Consider the following 14,677-nt stretch of genomic DNA (forward strand, 5'->3'; position numbering starts at 1 on the left):
CCGATGGCCCGCAACAGGGTTTGCGCCCAACACGTTCCGTCGCGCCACCATCATCGTTGTCACGGTGGGTCTTGGCGTCGTGCCCTAGATCCTGGTGTCGCCCAGGACCGGCCTCCGGCATGGCGTCGAACACTGGCCTACAACGCTCGAAAAGACTGGCGGCCCGCCCCTTTCGGGACGGGCCGCCAGCCGCGAGTGTCGTTTCGAATCAGGCTGCTGGGCCGGGTGCGATCGGTTGGCCGGGTGCCGGGGCTCCGCTCGGTGCCGGACCAGTCATATCTCCCTTGCCGGCAAGACCACCCATCGTGCTGGTCGGAAGACCGCCGACAGCGCCGGCAGCCGGAACCAGCGGGGCCACCGGCGGGATGACCGGAGGCGGCGCCACCGGCGGAACAACCGGCGGCACCACCGGAGGCGGCAGCAGCGGGGGCACCACTGGCGGCACCGGCGGCGGCAGCAGCGGGGGTACCACCGGTGGCGGGGCCACGGGCGGAATCACCGGAGGCGGCGCCACCGGCGGACCGGGCAGGATTGGCACACCGGACATTTCAGAGATCGGAGCGCATGCCGCAGCACCGGCTCCCGCCCCTCCCGCGCCTGCTCCTGCCGCCGCAGGCGCTTCACCCGCGGTGGTTTGCAGGCAGTCGTATCCGCCTGCCTGCGCCACGCCGGGGCTCAACGCCAGGGCGATGCCGCACAGCCCGGCACCGACGGCAGCCACTCTGATGCTGAGTCGATCAAAGACCGCCATCATCCACCAACTCCTTCATCTACACTCCACAGTCTTCTCGTTCCGGGTGATGCGGCAGCATGTCTGCCACACCCATTCATGACGATCCCCAGAACGACGCCGTCAATTTATCGACACACAGAGCGCTGGTGGAACACGCCGCACCACGCCGTTTCCGAATGGTGACGTTGGACATGGGTTGACACCAGTTCGTGTCTGAAATCGACTGCAAAAGAGACGATTTCGAGACTTTCGTGTTCGCGTGTCTCAGCCTGGAGCCAATCGGCTCACTTCGGCGTCTCGCAAGGCGAGATCCTTTGGGTGCCCGGGGGTCTACGGGCCGGCGAAGTCGCCGACGGCGGTCATCGTGTGACCGTCCCACGCCGTGGCGAAGCCACCGGAGGTGAACCCGCAGTTCAGGATGATCGCGCGGTGCCCGGGACTCTGCATCCAGAACGCGATGGCGCTTTCGGCTGTCGCAGCAGACCCCGTGGCCCAGTAGACGATCTCTCCGGTGGACCCGAGGGCGCCGTAACCCGACTCGGCCATGCGGGCCCGCGGTGAGGAGCCGTCGGTACCGATGTGGCTGTAGGCGCGGTTGTGCAGCATGTCGTCGGCGTGTCGCTGGGCGGCCGACGTCAACCGGGGGTCCTCGCCGATCGCCCCGCAGCTCTGACGCTGCTGGTTCACCCCGACGTATATGCCGGCCGCGCGGCCGTCGGCCTGCGCCCGGAAACCCGCAGTGGTGTCGAGCGCCGTCGTGAGGACAGTGCAGAGAGCGAGAACCCCGACGACCTTGGCTTTCGTCATGATGTTGCCTCTTGCCGTGCCTGCAGTTACCAGTGGTGTTGTCGTGACGCCATAGAAATTTGTTACACGACCGAGATCAAACCGTGCTGATATCGAAGAAATCTGTCGGCGGCGGTTGCGGCGAGTGCACCAACAGCGCGGGAGCGGGTGACGTGCCGGGGGACCACAATCCCGGGGGCCGTTCTCGACGATGGCGACTCGTGACGGACTGGTTCGTGGTCGGCGACGCCCATGTGAAGGACGAACAGAGTCGGGGCGACGTGGCAAAGTCACCCGCTTCGGGCGATGCAGGCCCCGGCCAGGTCTCCGCCGAGCCGCAGAACCAAGAAACCCGCTCCGACACAGGTCAGAGCGGGTTTTCAATGGTCGGGCTGACAGGATTTGAACCTGCGACCACTTGACCCCCAGTCAAGTGCGCTACCAAGCTGCGCCACAGCCCGCGGTGCCTCCGGGATCGCCGGTAGGCGGTCGAAAGCCTACCTCAGCCACCCGGCCAGATCCCAACCGCCTCATCGGCCACCGAATCGTCACACTTCGCAGCACCCCCCGCGCCTACCCTCGGATTGATGGCGCGTGACGACTCTCCCCTCTGGCTGTTCGCCGACCAGCTCGGGCCGGCCGTGTACGGCGGGGAGCACGCCCACCGGGAAGTTCTGCTCGTCGAGTCGAGTGCGGCCCTGCGCAAACGCCGCTACCACCGTCAGAAACTGCACCTCACGCTGTCGGCGCTGCGCCACGCCGAGCGCGACCTGGGTGACCGCGCCACCCTGCTGCACGCCGACACCTACACCGACGCACTGCGCCGGTTCAACAGGCCGGTCCTGGTGCACGAACCCACGTCGCACGCCGCCGAGCGATTCGTGTACCGACTCAAAGACGAGGGTTTGGTCGCCGATGTGTTGCCCAACCCGACGTTCGCGCTGTCGCGCAACGGCTTCGCCGAGTGGGCCGGCAACCGGCAACGCTTCCGGATGGAGGACTTCTACCGCGACCAGCGGCGCCGCTTCGGTGTGCTGATGGACGGCGACGACCCCGTCGGCAACCGGTGGAATTACGACGAAGAGAACCGTGAGTCGCCACCGAAGAATCAATCCACCCTCGACGTGCCGGCACCGTACCGCCCCCGGGAGGACGACATCGACGAGAAGGTCCGCGCCGACCTCGACGGCATGGACCTCGACACCGTCGGAGCCGACGGGCCGCGCTTGTTTGCCGTGACCCCCGCCGAAGCCAAACGAGCCCTGAGCCGGTTCATCGACCACCGCTTGGGCACCTTCGGCCGCTATGAGGACGCCATCATGGCCGACGACTGGGCGATGTCGCACTCCCTGCTGTCCGTCCCGCTGAACCTCGGCGTGCTGCATCCGCTCGACGCCGTCGAAGCCGCAGAGCGCGCGTACCGCACCAAGAAGGCCCCGCTGGCGGCCGTGGAGGGCTTCATCCGCCAGATCCTCGGCTGGCGGGAGTACATGTGGCACCTGTACTGGCACTTCGGCCCGGACTACACCACCAACAACAAGCTCAACGCCCGCAAGGGGCTGCCGACATGGTGGGCCGACGTGGACGCCGACGCCGTCACCGCCCGCTGCCTACATGAAGCGCTGGCCGGGGTCCGCGACCGCGGCTGGGTGCATCACATCCAGCGCCTCATGGTGCTCGGCAACCACGCCCTACAGCGCAGCTACCGGCCCGATCAACTGACCGAATGGTTCGCCACCGCGTTCGTCGACGGCTACCGCTGGGTGATGCCCACCAACGTCGTCGGGATGAGCCAGCACGCCGACGGGGGTCTGCTGGCCACCAAGCCCTATGCCTCCGGTGGCGCCTACATCAACAAGATGAGCGATCACTGCCGCGACTGCGCCTTCGACCCGAAGAAGCGCGTCGGCGACGACGCGTGCCCGTTCACCGCGGGCTACTGGGCGTTCACCCACCGCCACCGGGACCTGCTGGCCCGCAACAACCGCACCCGACGGGCGGTGTCGACGATGGAACGCCTCAACGATCTCGACGCGGTGCTCGAGCAGGAATCAGCGCGTGACCGATTCTGAGTCGGTGTCCCCCGCCGCCGTGGCGGCTTCTGCACCCGCCTGCGGGGCGTACCGGGGTGCCCGCGAGACCCGCCAGGCGTAGAACACCAGCGACGCCCACACCACGACGATGACGCCGTAGATCACCGACGACCACGGCCAGTCGATACCGAAGAAGTGCACCAACTTCTGGCTGTTGGTCAACACGATGACGCCGCCCACCGCGGTGCCGAGCAGCGCGGGGCTGACCCGGCTGACCAACCACGCCGCGAACGGTGCGGCGATCACGCCGCCCACCATCAAACCGACCACGACCGGCCAATTGGCCAGGAATTCCTCACGCAGCCCGATCAGGAAGCCCAGCGACGCCGACACCGACACGAGGAACTCCGACGCGCTGACCGAACCGATCACCGTCCGCGGCGCGGTCTTGCCTTGGGAGAGCAGCGTGCTGGTGGTGACCGGACCCCAACCGCCGCCACCGGAGGCGTCGATGAAGCCGCCGAACAATCCCAGCGGCGCAAGGAACTTCGCACTGTGACTGGTACCGCGGGTGCCGAAAGTCAGCGGGGTGCGCAGCGAAAACCGAAGCAGCACATAGGTGCCGATCGCGACGAGGATGGCGGCCATCAGCGGTGCGGCGTGTTCGGTGGCCAGCGACGACAGCACCGTCGCCCCGACGAACGCACCGATCGCACCGGGCGCCCCGAGCTTGAGCACCAGGGCCCAGTCGATGTTCTTGAACTTCCAGTGCGACAGACCGGAGGCGAACGTGGTGCCCACCTCGGCCAGGTGCACCGCGGCGCTGGCCTGGGCGGCGCCGACGCCGGAGAGCACCAGCAGCGTGGTGGCGGTGACGCCGAACGCCATGCCCAGAGCGCCGTCGACGAGTTGGGCGCCGGCACCGACAAGCGTGAAGATCAGAAGCGAACGCATGGCTTCTTTCAGGGGGTGGGGTCACCGTGCGGCGACCGCGATGGACGGATGGGTGCGCGTCAGGGACGCGGACAACACCACTCGTCGAAAGCCATGAGGCGGCGTGAAGGCCAGAACGGCTCCAGCGCGGACACGTCGGACGGCGCGGGCGCGAGCACGCGTTCCGTCATCGACATCTCCATCGTCCGGTCAACCAATTCCGAGCTTCGGTCAGACTACACGGTCAACAACCGATACAACCCAATCAATCCCACCACCACGATCACCGCCCGCAGCACGTTCGGTGACAGTCGACGTCCGTAATGCGCACCGAGGAAGCCGCCGATCAGCGAACCCGCCGCGATCAGCCCCGCGGCCACCCAGCTGATCCGGTCGAATGCCACCACCGTGTAGGCCACCGCGGCGACGACGTTGACCACCAGCGACAGCAGATTCTTCGCCGCATTCATCCGCTGCATGTCTTCGGGCAGCAGAGCGCCCATCGCGGCGATCAGCATGATGCCCTGGGCTGCGGTGAAGTAGCCGCCGTACACCCCGACGGCGAAGGTGGCCACCACCAGCGCCGCCATCCGCCGTCCCGAGATGTGGTCGACGGAGCGGCCGGTCTTCTCGGCGCGTTGACGTGCCCAGCTCTGGATCTTGGGCCCGATCACCACCAGCGCCAAGGCGATAACCAGCAGAACCGGGACCACGGTGACGAACACCTTTTCCGGCAGGTGTAGCAGCAGCCACGCCCCGCAGCCCGCCCCGATGAACGAGGCGGGGATCTGCCACGCCAGCCGCCGGCCCTGACCGCGCAGCTCCCGGCGGTACCCCCAGGTGCCCGACACCCCGCCGGCGACGAGGCCGACGGCGTTGGACATTGTCGCCGTCACCGGCGGCAACCCCAGCGCCACCAGCGTCGGGAAGGTGATCAGCGTTCCGGAGCCGACCAGCGCGTTGATCGCGCCGGCTCCCACACCCGCCAATGCAATGAGGATCATGTCGACGACGGGCACTCGGAGAACCCTATCGCCTGCCCACCGGCTCGAGTCTGCTGGGAGATCGCCGATCGGGCCCGACGCGCGATCTGGCCGCAGACTCGGCGTCAGAGCGGGCCGCTAGCGCTTCGCTCGCTTCTCGCGGACCCTGACATTGATCCGGATCGGGCTGCCCTCGAAGCCGAACGTCTCGCGCAGGCGCCGCTCCAGGAACCGGCGGTAACCGGCCTCCAGGAAACCTGTGGTGAACAGCACGAACGTCGGTGGCCGCGCGGCGGCCTGGGTGGCGAACAGGATCCGGGGCTGCTTGCCTCCGCGCACCGGTGGGGGCGTCGCCGCAACCACCTCTTTGAGGAACGAGTTCAACTGGCCCGTCGTGATGCGCTTGTCCCACGAGGCCAACGCCGTTTCCAGCGCCGGAACCAGCTTCTGCACCGCGCGCCCGGTCTTGGCCGAGATGTTGACCCGCGGCGCCCACGGCAGCTGTGCCAGATCCAGGTCGATCTCACGGTCCAACAGATAACGGCGGTCCTCGTCGACCAGATCCCACTTGTTGAACGCCAGCACCAACGCCCGCCCGGCTTCGATCACCATCGACAACACACGCTGGTCCTGTTCGGTCAGCGGCTGCGACGCGTCGATCAGCACGATGGCCACCTCGGCAGCGTCGATCGCTCCGTGGGTGCGCACCGAGGCATAGAACTCATGGCCGCTGGCCTGACCCACTTTGCGGCGCAGACCCGCCGTGTCGACGAACCGCCACAACTTGCCATCCATCTCGATCAACGAGTCGACGGGATCGACGGTGGTGCCGGCGGCGTCGTGGACCACCGACCGCTCGTCGCCGGACAGCCGGTTGAGCAGCGAGGACTTGCCGACGTTCGGTTTGCCCACCAGCGCCACACGGCGTGGCCCGCCACCACCGCCGACCATCTCGGAGACGGTGGGTAACGCATCGACGACGACGTCGAGCAGATCGGCGACGCCGCGACCATGGATGGCGCTGACCGCGTGCGGCTCCCCCAGCCCCAGCGACCACAGCTCGGCGGCGTCCGATTCACCGCGCTCGCTGTCGACCTTGTTGGCCGCCAGGAACACCGGCTTGCCCGAACGTTGCAGGATCTTGGCGGCAGCCTCGTCGGCAGAGGTGGCCCCGACCGTGGCGTCGACGACGAAGATGATCGCGTCGGCAGTGCGCATCGCGACCGAGGCCTGCTCGGCGACCAGTTGCTGCAGGCCTTTCGCGTCGGGCTCCCAGCCGCCGGTGTCCTGCACGACGAACCGCTGACCGGACCACAGCGCGTCGTAGGACACCCGGTCCCGGGTCACGCCCGGCACGTCCTGCACCACGGCCTCACGTCGGCCCAGAATGCGGTTGACCAGCGTCGATTTACCGACATTGGGGCGCCCGACCACCGCCACGACGGGCGGCGGCGCCGACGTTTCCTCGATCGCCTCGGCTACCTCTTCGGCGCCCAGTTCCCAGTCACGCTCGTCGACCCACGTGCCGTCGGATTCGGTCATCGCTCTGCTCTCTGTTCTTCGCGCACCCGCTTCTCGCCCATTTGTGCGGTGCGCTCCACGAGATCTGTCAAGAACGCGATCACCTCGGACTGCGTCATGTCGCTGGTGTCGACCACGGCGGCATCGTCGGCGGCGCGCAACGGCGACACCGGGCGCGTGGAATCAAGGTGGTCGCGGCGCTTCACATCGGCGAGCACCGCCTCGTAGTCGTCGGGCAGACCGTTGGCGACGTTCTGATCGTTGCGGCGACGCGCCCGCTCCTCGGCGGACGCGGTCAGAAAGATCTTCACATCGGCGTCGGGCAGCACCACGGTTCCGATGTCGCGGCCTTCGACCACGACGTCGTCGGCGCCGCCCGCCAACGTCCGCTGCAGTTCGACCAGTCGCGTCCGCACCGCGGGCACCGCAGAGACCGCTGACACCGCCTTCGTGACGGCGTCGCCCCGGATCTCGGTCGACACGTCCTCCCCTGCCAGAAAGGACCGATCCTCACCGGGGTCGTGACCGACGGAGAGCTCGACGTCGGCGACCGCGCCGGCGATCGCATCGGCATCGCCCAGATCCACGCCCCGGCGCAGCGCGGCCAGTGTGACGATGCGGTACATCGCTCCGGTGTCGAGATAACTGGCACCCAGGACGGACGCCAAACCCCTTGCCACCGTGGATTTTCCGGTGCCTGCCGGCCCGTCGATGGCGATCACCCGTGCCCGGCTCACAAGCCCACCGCCTTGTAGAGGTCGCCGATTTCCTTCTGCGTCAGTACCCGGATGCTGCCCGGGCGCTGGTCGCCGAGGGTGACCGCGCCGATGTCGGTGCGCACCAGTTCCTGGACCGGGAAACCGACTTCGGCCAGCAGTCGGCGCACGATGCGTTTGCGGCCTTCATGCAGCGTGACCCGCACCAGCGATTTGCCCGGCACCGCGTCGACGACGGCGAAGTCGTCCACGCGCACCGGTCCGTCGTCGAGTTCGATGCCGTCGCGCAGCTTTCGGCCCAGCCCCTTCGGCACCGCGCCCATGACGGTGGCCAGGTAGGTCTTGGGCACTTCGTAGGAGGGATGCATGAGGCGGTGAGCGAGCTCTCCGTCGTTGGTCAACAACAGCAGGCCCTCGGTGTCGGCGTCCAACCGGCCGACGTGAAACAGCTTGGCGTTGCCGCGAACTCGGTGCTCCACCAGATCGCCGACGCAGGGCCTGCCGCGATCGTCGGACATCGTGGAGTGCATCCCGCGCGGCTTGTTGATCGCCAGGTGCACCAGAGTGTCGTCGATCGAGATCCGGGCACCGTCGACCCTGATCACCGAGACCGCGGGATCGACGCGAGTGCCCAGTTCGGTGATGACCACCCCGTCGACCTCGACGCGGCCGTCGCGGATCATCTTCTCGGCCACCCGCCGGGAGGCGATTCCCGCCTGCGATAACACTTTCTGCAGGCGCACACCGGTCTCGTCGGACATCGTCATTCCTTGTCCACGTCGAACGACGCCTCGGACGGCACAGCGGGCGCTCCGTTGAGCTTCATGAATCGCGGTTCCTCGCTGAGTGTTTCGGACAGATCGTCAATCACATCCACATCGGGCAACAGCGGCGCGATGTCGGGCAGGTCGGCCAGCGAACTGAGCCCGAGACGCTCGAGAAACAGTTCGGTGGTGGTGAACGTCACCGCACCGGAGTCGACGTCGGTCCCCGCTTCGGTGATCAACCCGCGCGCCAGCAGCGTACGCATCACCGCGTCGACGTTGACCCCGCGCACCGCGCTGACCCGCGCCCGGGTCACCGGCTGCCGGTAGGCCACCACGGCCAAGGTCTCCAGAGCGGCCCGGGTCAGCTTCGAACGGGCCCCGTCGAGCAGGAGCTTCTCCACGTAGGGGGCGTACCTCGCGCGGGTGTACATGCGCCAGCCCCCGCCGGCCTCCCGCAGGTCGATACCGCTGTCCCGGTCCGCCAGCGCGCCGGCGAGAAGCTGCAGCCGCTCGGCGATCCGGGCCGGCGGCTGGTCGGTGGCGGTGGCCAACGCGTCCACCGTCACCGGTGTGTCGACGACCAGCAGAAGCGCTTCGAGCACCGCGTCCAGTTCGGCGTCGTCCAGCGGGGAGTCCGCTTCGGGAAAGTCGGACTCGAAGTCCGGTTCGCTCGCCGGTTCCGGGCGGTCGGACTGCAGTTCGGGTTCGCCCGCCGGTTCCACGGAGCCCGACTGCAGTTCGGTTTCGCCGGCCGGTTCTGCGGAGTCGGACTCCAGTTCGGGTGCGCTCGCCGGTTCCGGCGCGAAGTCGTCAGTCATCGTCTTTCTGTTCTGTGTCACTCGGCGTCGGCGGTGGCCAGCTGCTCGCTGTCGGGCCGCTCTCCGGTCCACGAAATCTGGAGCACACCAAGCGGTTCTGATTGGTCGAATGCTACCGCCCGGGCGCGGTACAGTTCGAGCAGCGCCAGGAACCTGCCGACGATCTCCATCGGCACCTGGCAGTCGGCGACCAGCTCGGAAAACGACGCCCACTGCCCCACTCCGCGGCCCTCGAGCTGACCCAACAGGTGCGCGGCCTGCTCAGGCACTGACACCGAGACCTGATGCAGGTGATCGGTGCCGACAGTGGGCACCGGACGGGGCGTGAACGCTGTCGCGGCGATCTCGGCGAATCGCCCGGCGTCGACGCCGAGCATCACCTCGGGCAGCAGATCGGAGAAGCGGTCCTCGAGCGACACCGCACGTGGATAACTGCGCAGCGCCGCGGCCTCCAGCTCGGCGAACATCTCGGCGACATGCTTGAACGCCCGGTACTGCAGAAGCCGGGCGAACAGCAGGTCACGGACCTCCAGCAGCGCCAGGTCGTCTTCGTCGTGGACTTCCCCGGCAGGCAGCAGACGCGCCGCCTTCAAGTCGAGCAGGGTCGCGGCCACCACCAAAAAGGACGTCGTCTCGTCTAGACCCAGCTGAGCGCCGATCATCTTGGTGTAGCCGATGAACTCGTCGGTGACCTGGTGCAACGCGACCTCGGTGACGTCGAGTCGGTGCGCGAAGATCAGCTGCAACAGCAGGTCGAACGGCCCCTCGAAATTGGCCAGCCGGACCTGGAAGCCGGTGGGGGTCGCTTCGTTGTCCGGTGTTGTCTCGCTCACGCGCCGAACCGGTGGATGACCTCACGCGCCAGCGCCCGGTAGGCCTCGGCTCCCGCGGACTTGGGCGCCCAGGTGGTGATCGGCTCGCCGGCCACGCTGGTCTCCGGGAAACGCACGGTGCGGGTGATGACAGTGTCGAACACCAGGTCGCCGAATCGCTCGACGACGCGCGCCATCACCTCCCGCGAGTTCACGGTGCGTGGGTCATAGCGGGTGATCAAGATGCCGCTGATCGACAGCTTGGGATTGAGGCGGTCGTGCACCTTGTCGACGGTGTCGGTGAGCAGTGCCAGCCCGCGCAGCGAGAAGTACTCGCATTCGGTCGGGATGACCACACCGTCGGCGCAGGCCAGCCCGTTGACGGTCAGCAGGCCCAGCGACGGCTGGCAGTCGATCAGCACGTAGTCGTAGCGATCGAGTACCGGATACAGCGCGCGGGCCAGTGACTGTTCGCGACCGACCTCGTTGACCAGCTGGATCTCGGCGGCCGACAGGTCGATGTTGCTGGGCACCAGGTCCAGTCCCGGCACCCGGGTGGTCAGCAGCACGTCGTCGATGGACACCCGCGGCTCCACCAGGAGGTTGTGCACGGTGTTGTCGAGTTCGTAGTGCGGCACCCCCAGCCCGGCGGACAGCGCTCCCTGGGGGTCGAGGTCCACCAGCAGCACCCGGCGGCCGTACTCGGCCAGGCTGGCGCCCAGATTGATGGTGGAGGTGGTCTTCCCGACCCCGCCCTTCTGATTGCACATCGCGATGACCTTGGCGGGTCCGTGCGTCGTGCGCGGTGGCGGTTCGGGAATCTGCCGCGGGATCCGGCCGGTCAACCCGATGACCGGTTCGGGCGCTTCGCCGCCGGTGGGGTCGGTCATGCCGGACCGTCGCTGGTCAGGCAACCCACAGGCATCGCGGACATCCGGGCAAGTTTAACGGTGCGCGTCGCGCCGGTGAGGCAGACCCGCAGGCGAGATCTCGATGGATGCGCCACCGAGCGTGAACCCTGTGCGAAAAAGCGGCCCGCAGATCGCACAGAGCTCACACTCGGCGAACGGATCGCACAGAGCTCACACTCGGCCAACGATGCCCACGCTCAGACTCGGCGAACGATGCCCACGCTCACACCCGGCGAACGATGCCCGCGCGCTTACGCGACCGCTGCCCACCCGCCTACGCTGGCAGCGTGGGTGTGAGGAAGAAACTGCAGTCGTGGGGGCGGCTGATGCTCGGTATGCCCTCGTTCCTGAAAACCGGGCAGATCGGCGACGGACGCGAGGCCGCCTGCGCCGCCCATGTCGAGAACGCGGTGCCGCCCGGCGACATCGACGCAGCCCTGGCGGCCATCGACACGTTCGCCCGCGACCAGGCCATGCTGGTCAACATCGGTGACGAGAAAGGCGAGCTGCTCGACGCGGCGGTCCACCGGGCGAAGCCGGCGATTGTCCTCGAACTCGGCACGTATTGCGGCTACAGCGCGTTGCGGATCGCGCGTGCAGCTCCCGCGGCTCGGGTGTATTCGGTGGAGTTCTCCCCCGCCAACGCTGAGGTCGCCCGGCGGATCTGGACTCATGCGGGTGTCGCCGACCGGATCACCTGCGTGGTGGGCACGATCGGGGACGGCGGCCGCACTCTCGACGCGTTGTCCCGCGACCACGGGTTCGGCGACGGCGCCGTGGACCTGCTGTTCATCGACCACGACAAGAACGCGTACCTGTCGGACCTGCGCAGCATCATCGCTCGGGGCTGGCTGCACCCCGGTTCGATCGTCGTCGCCGACAACGTGAGGGTTCCCGGGGCCCCGGGCTACCGGCGATTCCTGCGGGAGCAGGAGGGCCGGTCCTGGCGCACTGTCGAGCACAAGACCCACGTCGAGTATCAATCGCTGCTGCCCGACCTGGTGCTGGAGTCGGAGTACCTCGGCGGCTAGCGACTGCTGTCGAACTAGCTGGCTGTAGGTCGAGTCAAGTGAGGTGGAGGCCGTAGTGGGTCGCCACCCCTGGGCGGGGTGTCAATGCGCGCGGTCGGTGGTGGTGCTGGGTCGGGCGGGTGCCTGGCGCCCACGCTGACGTATGCAACCTCGGTGGGTTATCTGGCGTCGTTCGGGCTGCCGTGGAGGCGAAGGGCCGGGTGCCAAGCTAGTTACGGCGTAACTCGGTAAGGGTCCGCCATAGCGCGTACGGCATCTGATCCGGCCCTTCGTCCCATCCGTTTAGCGTGGCACTACCGACGGGAGTTGTGAAGGGGGTCTATCGAGTCCTTTCAGGTGTGTGTTGGGAGTTCAGGCCCAGCGGGTCGACTCGTAAGTGGCGCGATCGCGCACGAGTGCATAAGCGATGCGGTTGGCGCGATGGGCCAGCGCGCAGGCGATGATGCCGCCGTGTTTGCCGCGTTGCTTGAGTGCGTGGGCGTAGGCCTTGGCCGCCGGCTCGGCGTGCCACATTCCGATGCCGAGGTCGATCAGGGCGCGGCGTAACGCCACGCTGCCTTCACGGCTGATGGCGCCGTCGCGGCGTTTGTGGGCCGATTCGTACTGCATTGGAGACAGCCCAGCCGCACGATAGATTTGCCGCGGTCCTGGCCACCGTTGCGGATCGCCAAGGGCAGCAGCGTAATTCGACACCCTCACCACACCCCAGCCCGGCACCGTGGTCAAGGTCTCGTACGGGCTGCGCGGCAGCAATAACGCCAACGCGGTCTCAGCGCCCTGGATCTGATCGTCCAGATCGGCCAGCAACGCCAGGTCGTTGGCCAGTATCCGACGGGCGATCACGGCGTCGCGAGTCGGCAGTGCATCGCGCGCGGCGGCGACCAGACGCTCGGCGACCGGGCGGCGCAGCTGCAGGTCGCGGGTCGCGGCGAACCGGATCAACCGGCTGACTCCAAGCCCTGCCAGCCGGGCCGGGTCGGTGAACTCAGCGGCGACCAGTCGGCCGATCCTGGTACCCAGCACGTCGGGCAGCGCCAGGGTCAGTCCAGGAAACGTTCGGTCCAGCTGCCCGAGCAGTTGATTCTTCGTCGCGGTACGCGTGGCGACCCGCCGACTCCGATGGGAGGCCCACGCGCTCATCTCACTGACCACAACATCACAGTCGGTGACCGGGCGACCGTGCCCGGCCAGCACCAGCTCGGTGATCGCCTCCAAATCGATCACGTCGGTCTTGACCCGGCGCCGGCCCTGCACGCGACGCTGCTCGGCGACATGAGCAGGGTTGAGTTCCAACACCTCCCATCCATCCGGCCATCGATAGTCGAGCACTGGGCGGTGATAGTGACCAGCAGCCTCAACGCCGACCTTGACCCGTCCGGTCGGCGGCACCACAGCCTTCGCCCACTCCACCGCGGCGGTCAGGCCCGACCCGGTCATCACGAATTCCGACGGACCAACCAGCCGATGGCGAGCCGCGTCCGTCACCGAAAATAGTGCTGAAGTCTTGCCGACATCGACGGCAACGACGATCGTGGACGACGTGACTGGAGCAATCTGCACAGACACAACAACACCTCCGGGGCGTGTCAGGAGGTCCACGTGCGCCAACACACGGACCCCAACAGGAATCAGTTACAGATCCCTTCCTGACACCTCCGGAGGCATTTGAGAAGGACCAACTCGACCTATATCAGCGAGCCCGAGGGTGGGCGCCGGCCCACACCTCCCGCATCGCGTTGACCGTCACCATCGTGTAGATCTGCGTCGTCGTCACCGACGCGTGGCCCAGCAGCTCCTGCACGACGCGCACGTCGGCCCCGCCGTCGAGCAGGTGGGTGGCGAACGAGTGCCGCAGCACGTGGGGCGACACCGTGGCGGTGATGCCGGCGCGCTCGGCGGCATCCTGCAGCACCTGCCACGCACTCTGCCGGGACAGCCGCCCGCCGCGGGCGTTGAGGAAGATCGCGGGGGTGCCCCGGCCACGTCGCACCAAGTCGGGGCGACCGCGCACCAGATAGGCGTCCAGCGCCGCCACGGCGGGGCGCCCGATCGGGATCAACCGCTGCTTGCCGCCCTTGCCCGCCAGCAGCACCGACCGCGCCGAGGTGTCCACATCGTCGAGATCCAGGCCGACCGCCTCGGAGATACGGGCGCCGGTCGAATACAGCAGCTCCAGCAGCGCCCGGTTGCGCAACGTCAGCGGCCCGTCGGCGTCGCTGTCCCCGCCCGCGGCCTCGAGCAGCGCCAGCACCTCGTCCAGCGTCAGGCTCTTGGGCAGGCGCCGGCTCGGTGTCGGAGGCTTGACCTCGCGGGCGACGTCGATCGTGGCGATACCCTCGGCCGCAGCGAAGCGGTGCAGGCCGCGCACGGCGATGACGGCCCGGGCGGCGGACACCGCGGACAGGGGCACCACTCCGTTGTCGGGGTCGCCGCGCCGCAACGCGACGAGGAAGTCGCTGACGTCGGCTTCGGTGACGGCAGCCAGGTCGCCGATGCCACGGCCGCTGAGGTGCTCGCGGTAGCGGCGCAGATCGCGCCGGTACGAGCTCAACGTGTTGGCCGCCACGCCCCGCTCGATCGCGAGGTGGTCGAGATAGCCCTGGAACTGGTCCTCGAGCGCCGCACCCACCGTC

General features: G+C 67.9%; 15 protein-coding genes and 1 tRNA gene. 3 read left to right on the forward strand and 13 right to left on the reverse strand.

Annotated features, from left to right (window positions below):
- Positions 1-208: 208 nt before the first annotated feature.
- Complete coding sequence (locus ACEWX3_RS15205; protein ID WP_221357726.1) at positions 209-751, reverse strand: hypothetical protein; 543 nt, start codon at positions 749-751, stop codon at positions 209-211.
- Between the two features lie 312 nt (positions 752-1,063).
- Positions 1,064-1,543, reverse strand: a complete 480-nt coding sequence (locus ACEWX3_RS15210; RefSeq protein ID WP_374159863.1) for a CAP domain-containing protein — start codon at positions 1,541-1,543, stop codon at positions 1,064-1,066.
- 197 nt (positions 1,544-1,740) lie between these two features.
- Here ACEWX3_RS15210 and ACEWX3_RS15215 point away from each other — a divergent pair, with 197 nt between their 5' ends.
- Positions 1,741-1,941 (forward strand): hypothetical protein, encoded by a 201-nt coding sequence (locus ACEWX3_RS15215; protein WP_374159997.1) that lies wholly within the window; start codon positions 1,741-1,743, stop codon positions 1,939-1,941.
- On the opposite strand, the gene ACEWX3_RS15220 is transcribed toward ACEWX3_RS15215, so the two are convergent.
- Positions 1,904-1,980 (reverse strand) — tRNA-Pro (locus ACEWX3_RS15220). The genes ACEWX3_RS15215 and ACEWX3_RS15220 overlap by 38 nt on opposite strands.
- Before the next feature lie 126 nt (positions 1,981-2,106).
- Here ACEWX3_RS15220 and ACEWX3_RS15225 point away from each other — a divergent pair.
- Positions 2,107-3,591 (forward strand): cryptochrome/photolyase family protein, encoded by a 1,485-nt coding sequence (locus ACEWX3_RS15225; protein ID WP_374156994.1) that lies wholly within the window; start codon positions 2,107-2,109, stop codon positions 3,589-3,591.
- Here the strand turns inward: ACEWX3_RS15225 and ACEWX3_RS15230 are convergent.
- The 8 genes from ACEWX3_RS15230 to ACEWX3_RS15265 form a co-directional block, all read right to left on the reverse strand.
- Positions 3,571-4,506, reverse strand: coding sequence for a sulfite exporter TauE/SafE family protein (locus ACEWX3_RS15230; protein WP_374156995.1), 936 nt, complete (start codon positions 4,504-4,506; stop codon positions 3,571-3,573). The genes ACEWX3_RS15225 and ACEWX3_RS15230 overlap by 21 nt on opposite strands.
- A 215-nt stretch (positions 4,507-4,721) precedes the next feature.
- Positions 4,722-5,489, reverse strand: coding sequence for a sulfite exporter TauE/SafE family protein (locus ACEWX3_RS15235; RefSeq protein WP_152519710.1), 768 nt, complete (start codon positions 5,487-5,489; stop codon positions 4,722-4,724).
- A gap of 117 nt (positions 5,490-5,606) precedes the next feature.
- On the reverse strand, positions 5,607-7,010 hold the full coding sequence (gene der, locus ACEWX3_RS15240) for a ribosome biogenesis GTPase Der (RefSeq protein WP_374156996.1): 1,404 nt from the start codon (positions 7,008-7,010) through the stop codon (positions 5,607-5,609).
- Positions 7,007-7,726, reverse strand: coding sequence for a (d)CMP kinase (gene cmk / locus ACEWX3_RS15245; protein WP_374156997.1), 720 nt, complete (start codon positions 7,724-7,726; stop codon positions 7,007-7,009). Before cmk ends, der begins: the two co-directional genes overlap by 4 nt.
- Positions 7,723-8,466, reverse strand: coding sequence for a pseudouridine synthase (locus ACEWX3_RS15250; RefSeq protein WP_207067128.1), 744 nt, complete (start codon positions 8,464-8,466; stop codon positions 7,723-7,725). The genes cmk and ACEWX3_RS15250 overlap by 4 nt, the downstream gene beginning before the upstream one ends.
- 2 nt (positions 8,467-8,468) lie before the next feature.
- Positions 8,469-9,290, reverse strand: coding sequence for an SMC-Scp complex subunit ScpB (gene scpB / locus ACEWX3_RS15255; protein ID WP_374156998.1), 822 nt, complete (start codon positions 9,288-9,290; stop codon positions 8,469-8,471).
- A 17-nt stretch (positions 9,291-9,307) separates the two neighbouring features.
- Entirely contained in the window at positions 9,308-10,123 is an 816-nt protein-coding gene (locus tag ACEWX3_RS15260) for a segregation/condensation protein A (RefSeq protein ID WP_207067130.1), read from the reverse strand.
- Positions 10,120-10,992 (reverse strand): ParA family protein, encoded by an 873-nt coding sequence (locus tag ACEWX3_RS15265; RefSeq protein WP_207067131.1) that lies wholly within the window; start codon positions 10,990-10,992, stop codon positions 10,120-10,122. The genes ACEWX3_RS15260 and ACEWX3_RS15265 overlap by 4 nt, the downstream gene beginning before the upstream one ends.
- A gap of 347 nt (positions 10,993-11,339) precedes the next feature.
- Between ACEWX3_RS15265 and ACEWX3_RS15270 the strand changes: the two genes are divergently transcribed.
- Positions 11,340-12,044 carry an O-methyltransferase gene (locus ACEWX3_RS15270; protein WP_374159864.1) on the forward strand — a complete coding sequence of 235 codons (705 nt, stop codon included), beginning with the start codon at positions 11,340-11,342 and terminating at the stop codon, positions 12,042-12,044.
- A 351-nt stretch (positions 12,045-12,395) separates the two neighbouring features.
- Here the strand turns inward: ACEWX3_RS15270 and ACEWX3_RS15275 are convergent, their stop codons facing one another.
- Together ACEWX3_RS15275 and xerD are read right to left on the reverse strand one after the other, a co-directional pair.
- Positions 12,396-13,610, reverse strand: a complete 1,215-nt coding sequence (locus ACEWX3_RS15275; RefSeq protein WP_374159865.1) for an IS110 family transposase — start codon at positions 13,608-13,610, stop codon at positions 12,396-12,398.
- Positions 13,611-13,734: 124 nt separating this feature from the next.
- Positions 13,735-14,673 (reverse strand): site-specific tyrosine recombinase XerD, encoded by a 939-nt coding sequence (xerD, locus tag ACEWX3_RS15280; RefSeq protein WP_374159866.1) that lies wholly within the window; start codon positions 14,671-14,673, stop codon positions 13,735-13,737.
- Positions 14,674-14,677: the final 4 nt, after the last annotated feature.

It is taken from the genome of Mycobacterium sp. G7A2 (genome assembly GCF_041902445.1).
Taxonomy (GTDB): domain Bacteria; phylum Actinomycetota; class Actinomycetes; order Mycobacteriales; family Mycobacteriaceae; genus Mycobacterium.

Excerpts from the sequence above, each read along its gene's own strand:
- ACEWX3_RS15250 (WP_207067128.1), bottom strand. The coding sequence starts at position 8,466 with ATGTCCGACGAGACCGGTGTGCGCCTGCAGAAAGTGTTATCGCAGGCG.
- ACEWX3_RS15235 (WP_152519710.1), bottom strand. The coding sequence starts at position 5,489 with ATGATCCTCATTGCATTGGCGGGTGTGGGAGCCGGCGCGATCAACGCG.
- ACEWX3_RS15205 (WP_221357726.1), bottom strand. The coding sequence starts at position 751 with ATGGCGGTCTTTGATCGACTCAGCATCAGAGTGGCTGCCGTCGGTGCC.
- ACEWX3_RS15230 (WP_374156995.1), bottom strand. The coding sequence starts at position 4,506 with ATGCGTTCGCTTCTGATCTTCACGCTTGTCGGTGCCGGCGCCCAACTC.
- scpB (WP_374156998.1), bottom strand. The coding sequence starts at position 9,290 with ATGACTGACGACTTCGCGCCGGAACCGGCGAGCGCACCCGAACTGGAG.
- der (WP_374156996.1), bottom strand. The coding sequence starts at position 7,010 with ATGACCGAATCCGACGGCACGTGGGTCGACGAGCGTGACTGGGAACTG.
- ACEWX3_RS15265 (WP_207067131.1), bottom strand. The coding sequence starts at position 10,992 with ATGACCGACCCCACCGGCGGCGAAGCGCCCGAACCGGTCATCGGGTTG.
- ACEWX3_RS15270 (WP_374159864.1), top strand. The coding sequence starts at position 11,340 with ATGCTCGGTATGCCCTCGTTCCTGAAAACCGGGCAGATCGGCGACGGA.
- ACEWX3_RS15225 (WP_374156994.1), top strand. The coding sequence starts at position 2,107 with ATGGCGCGTGACGACTCTCCCCTCTGGCTGTTCGCCGACCAGCTCGGG.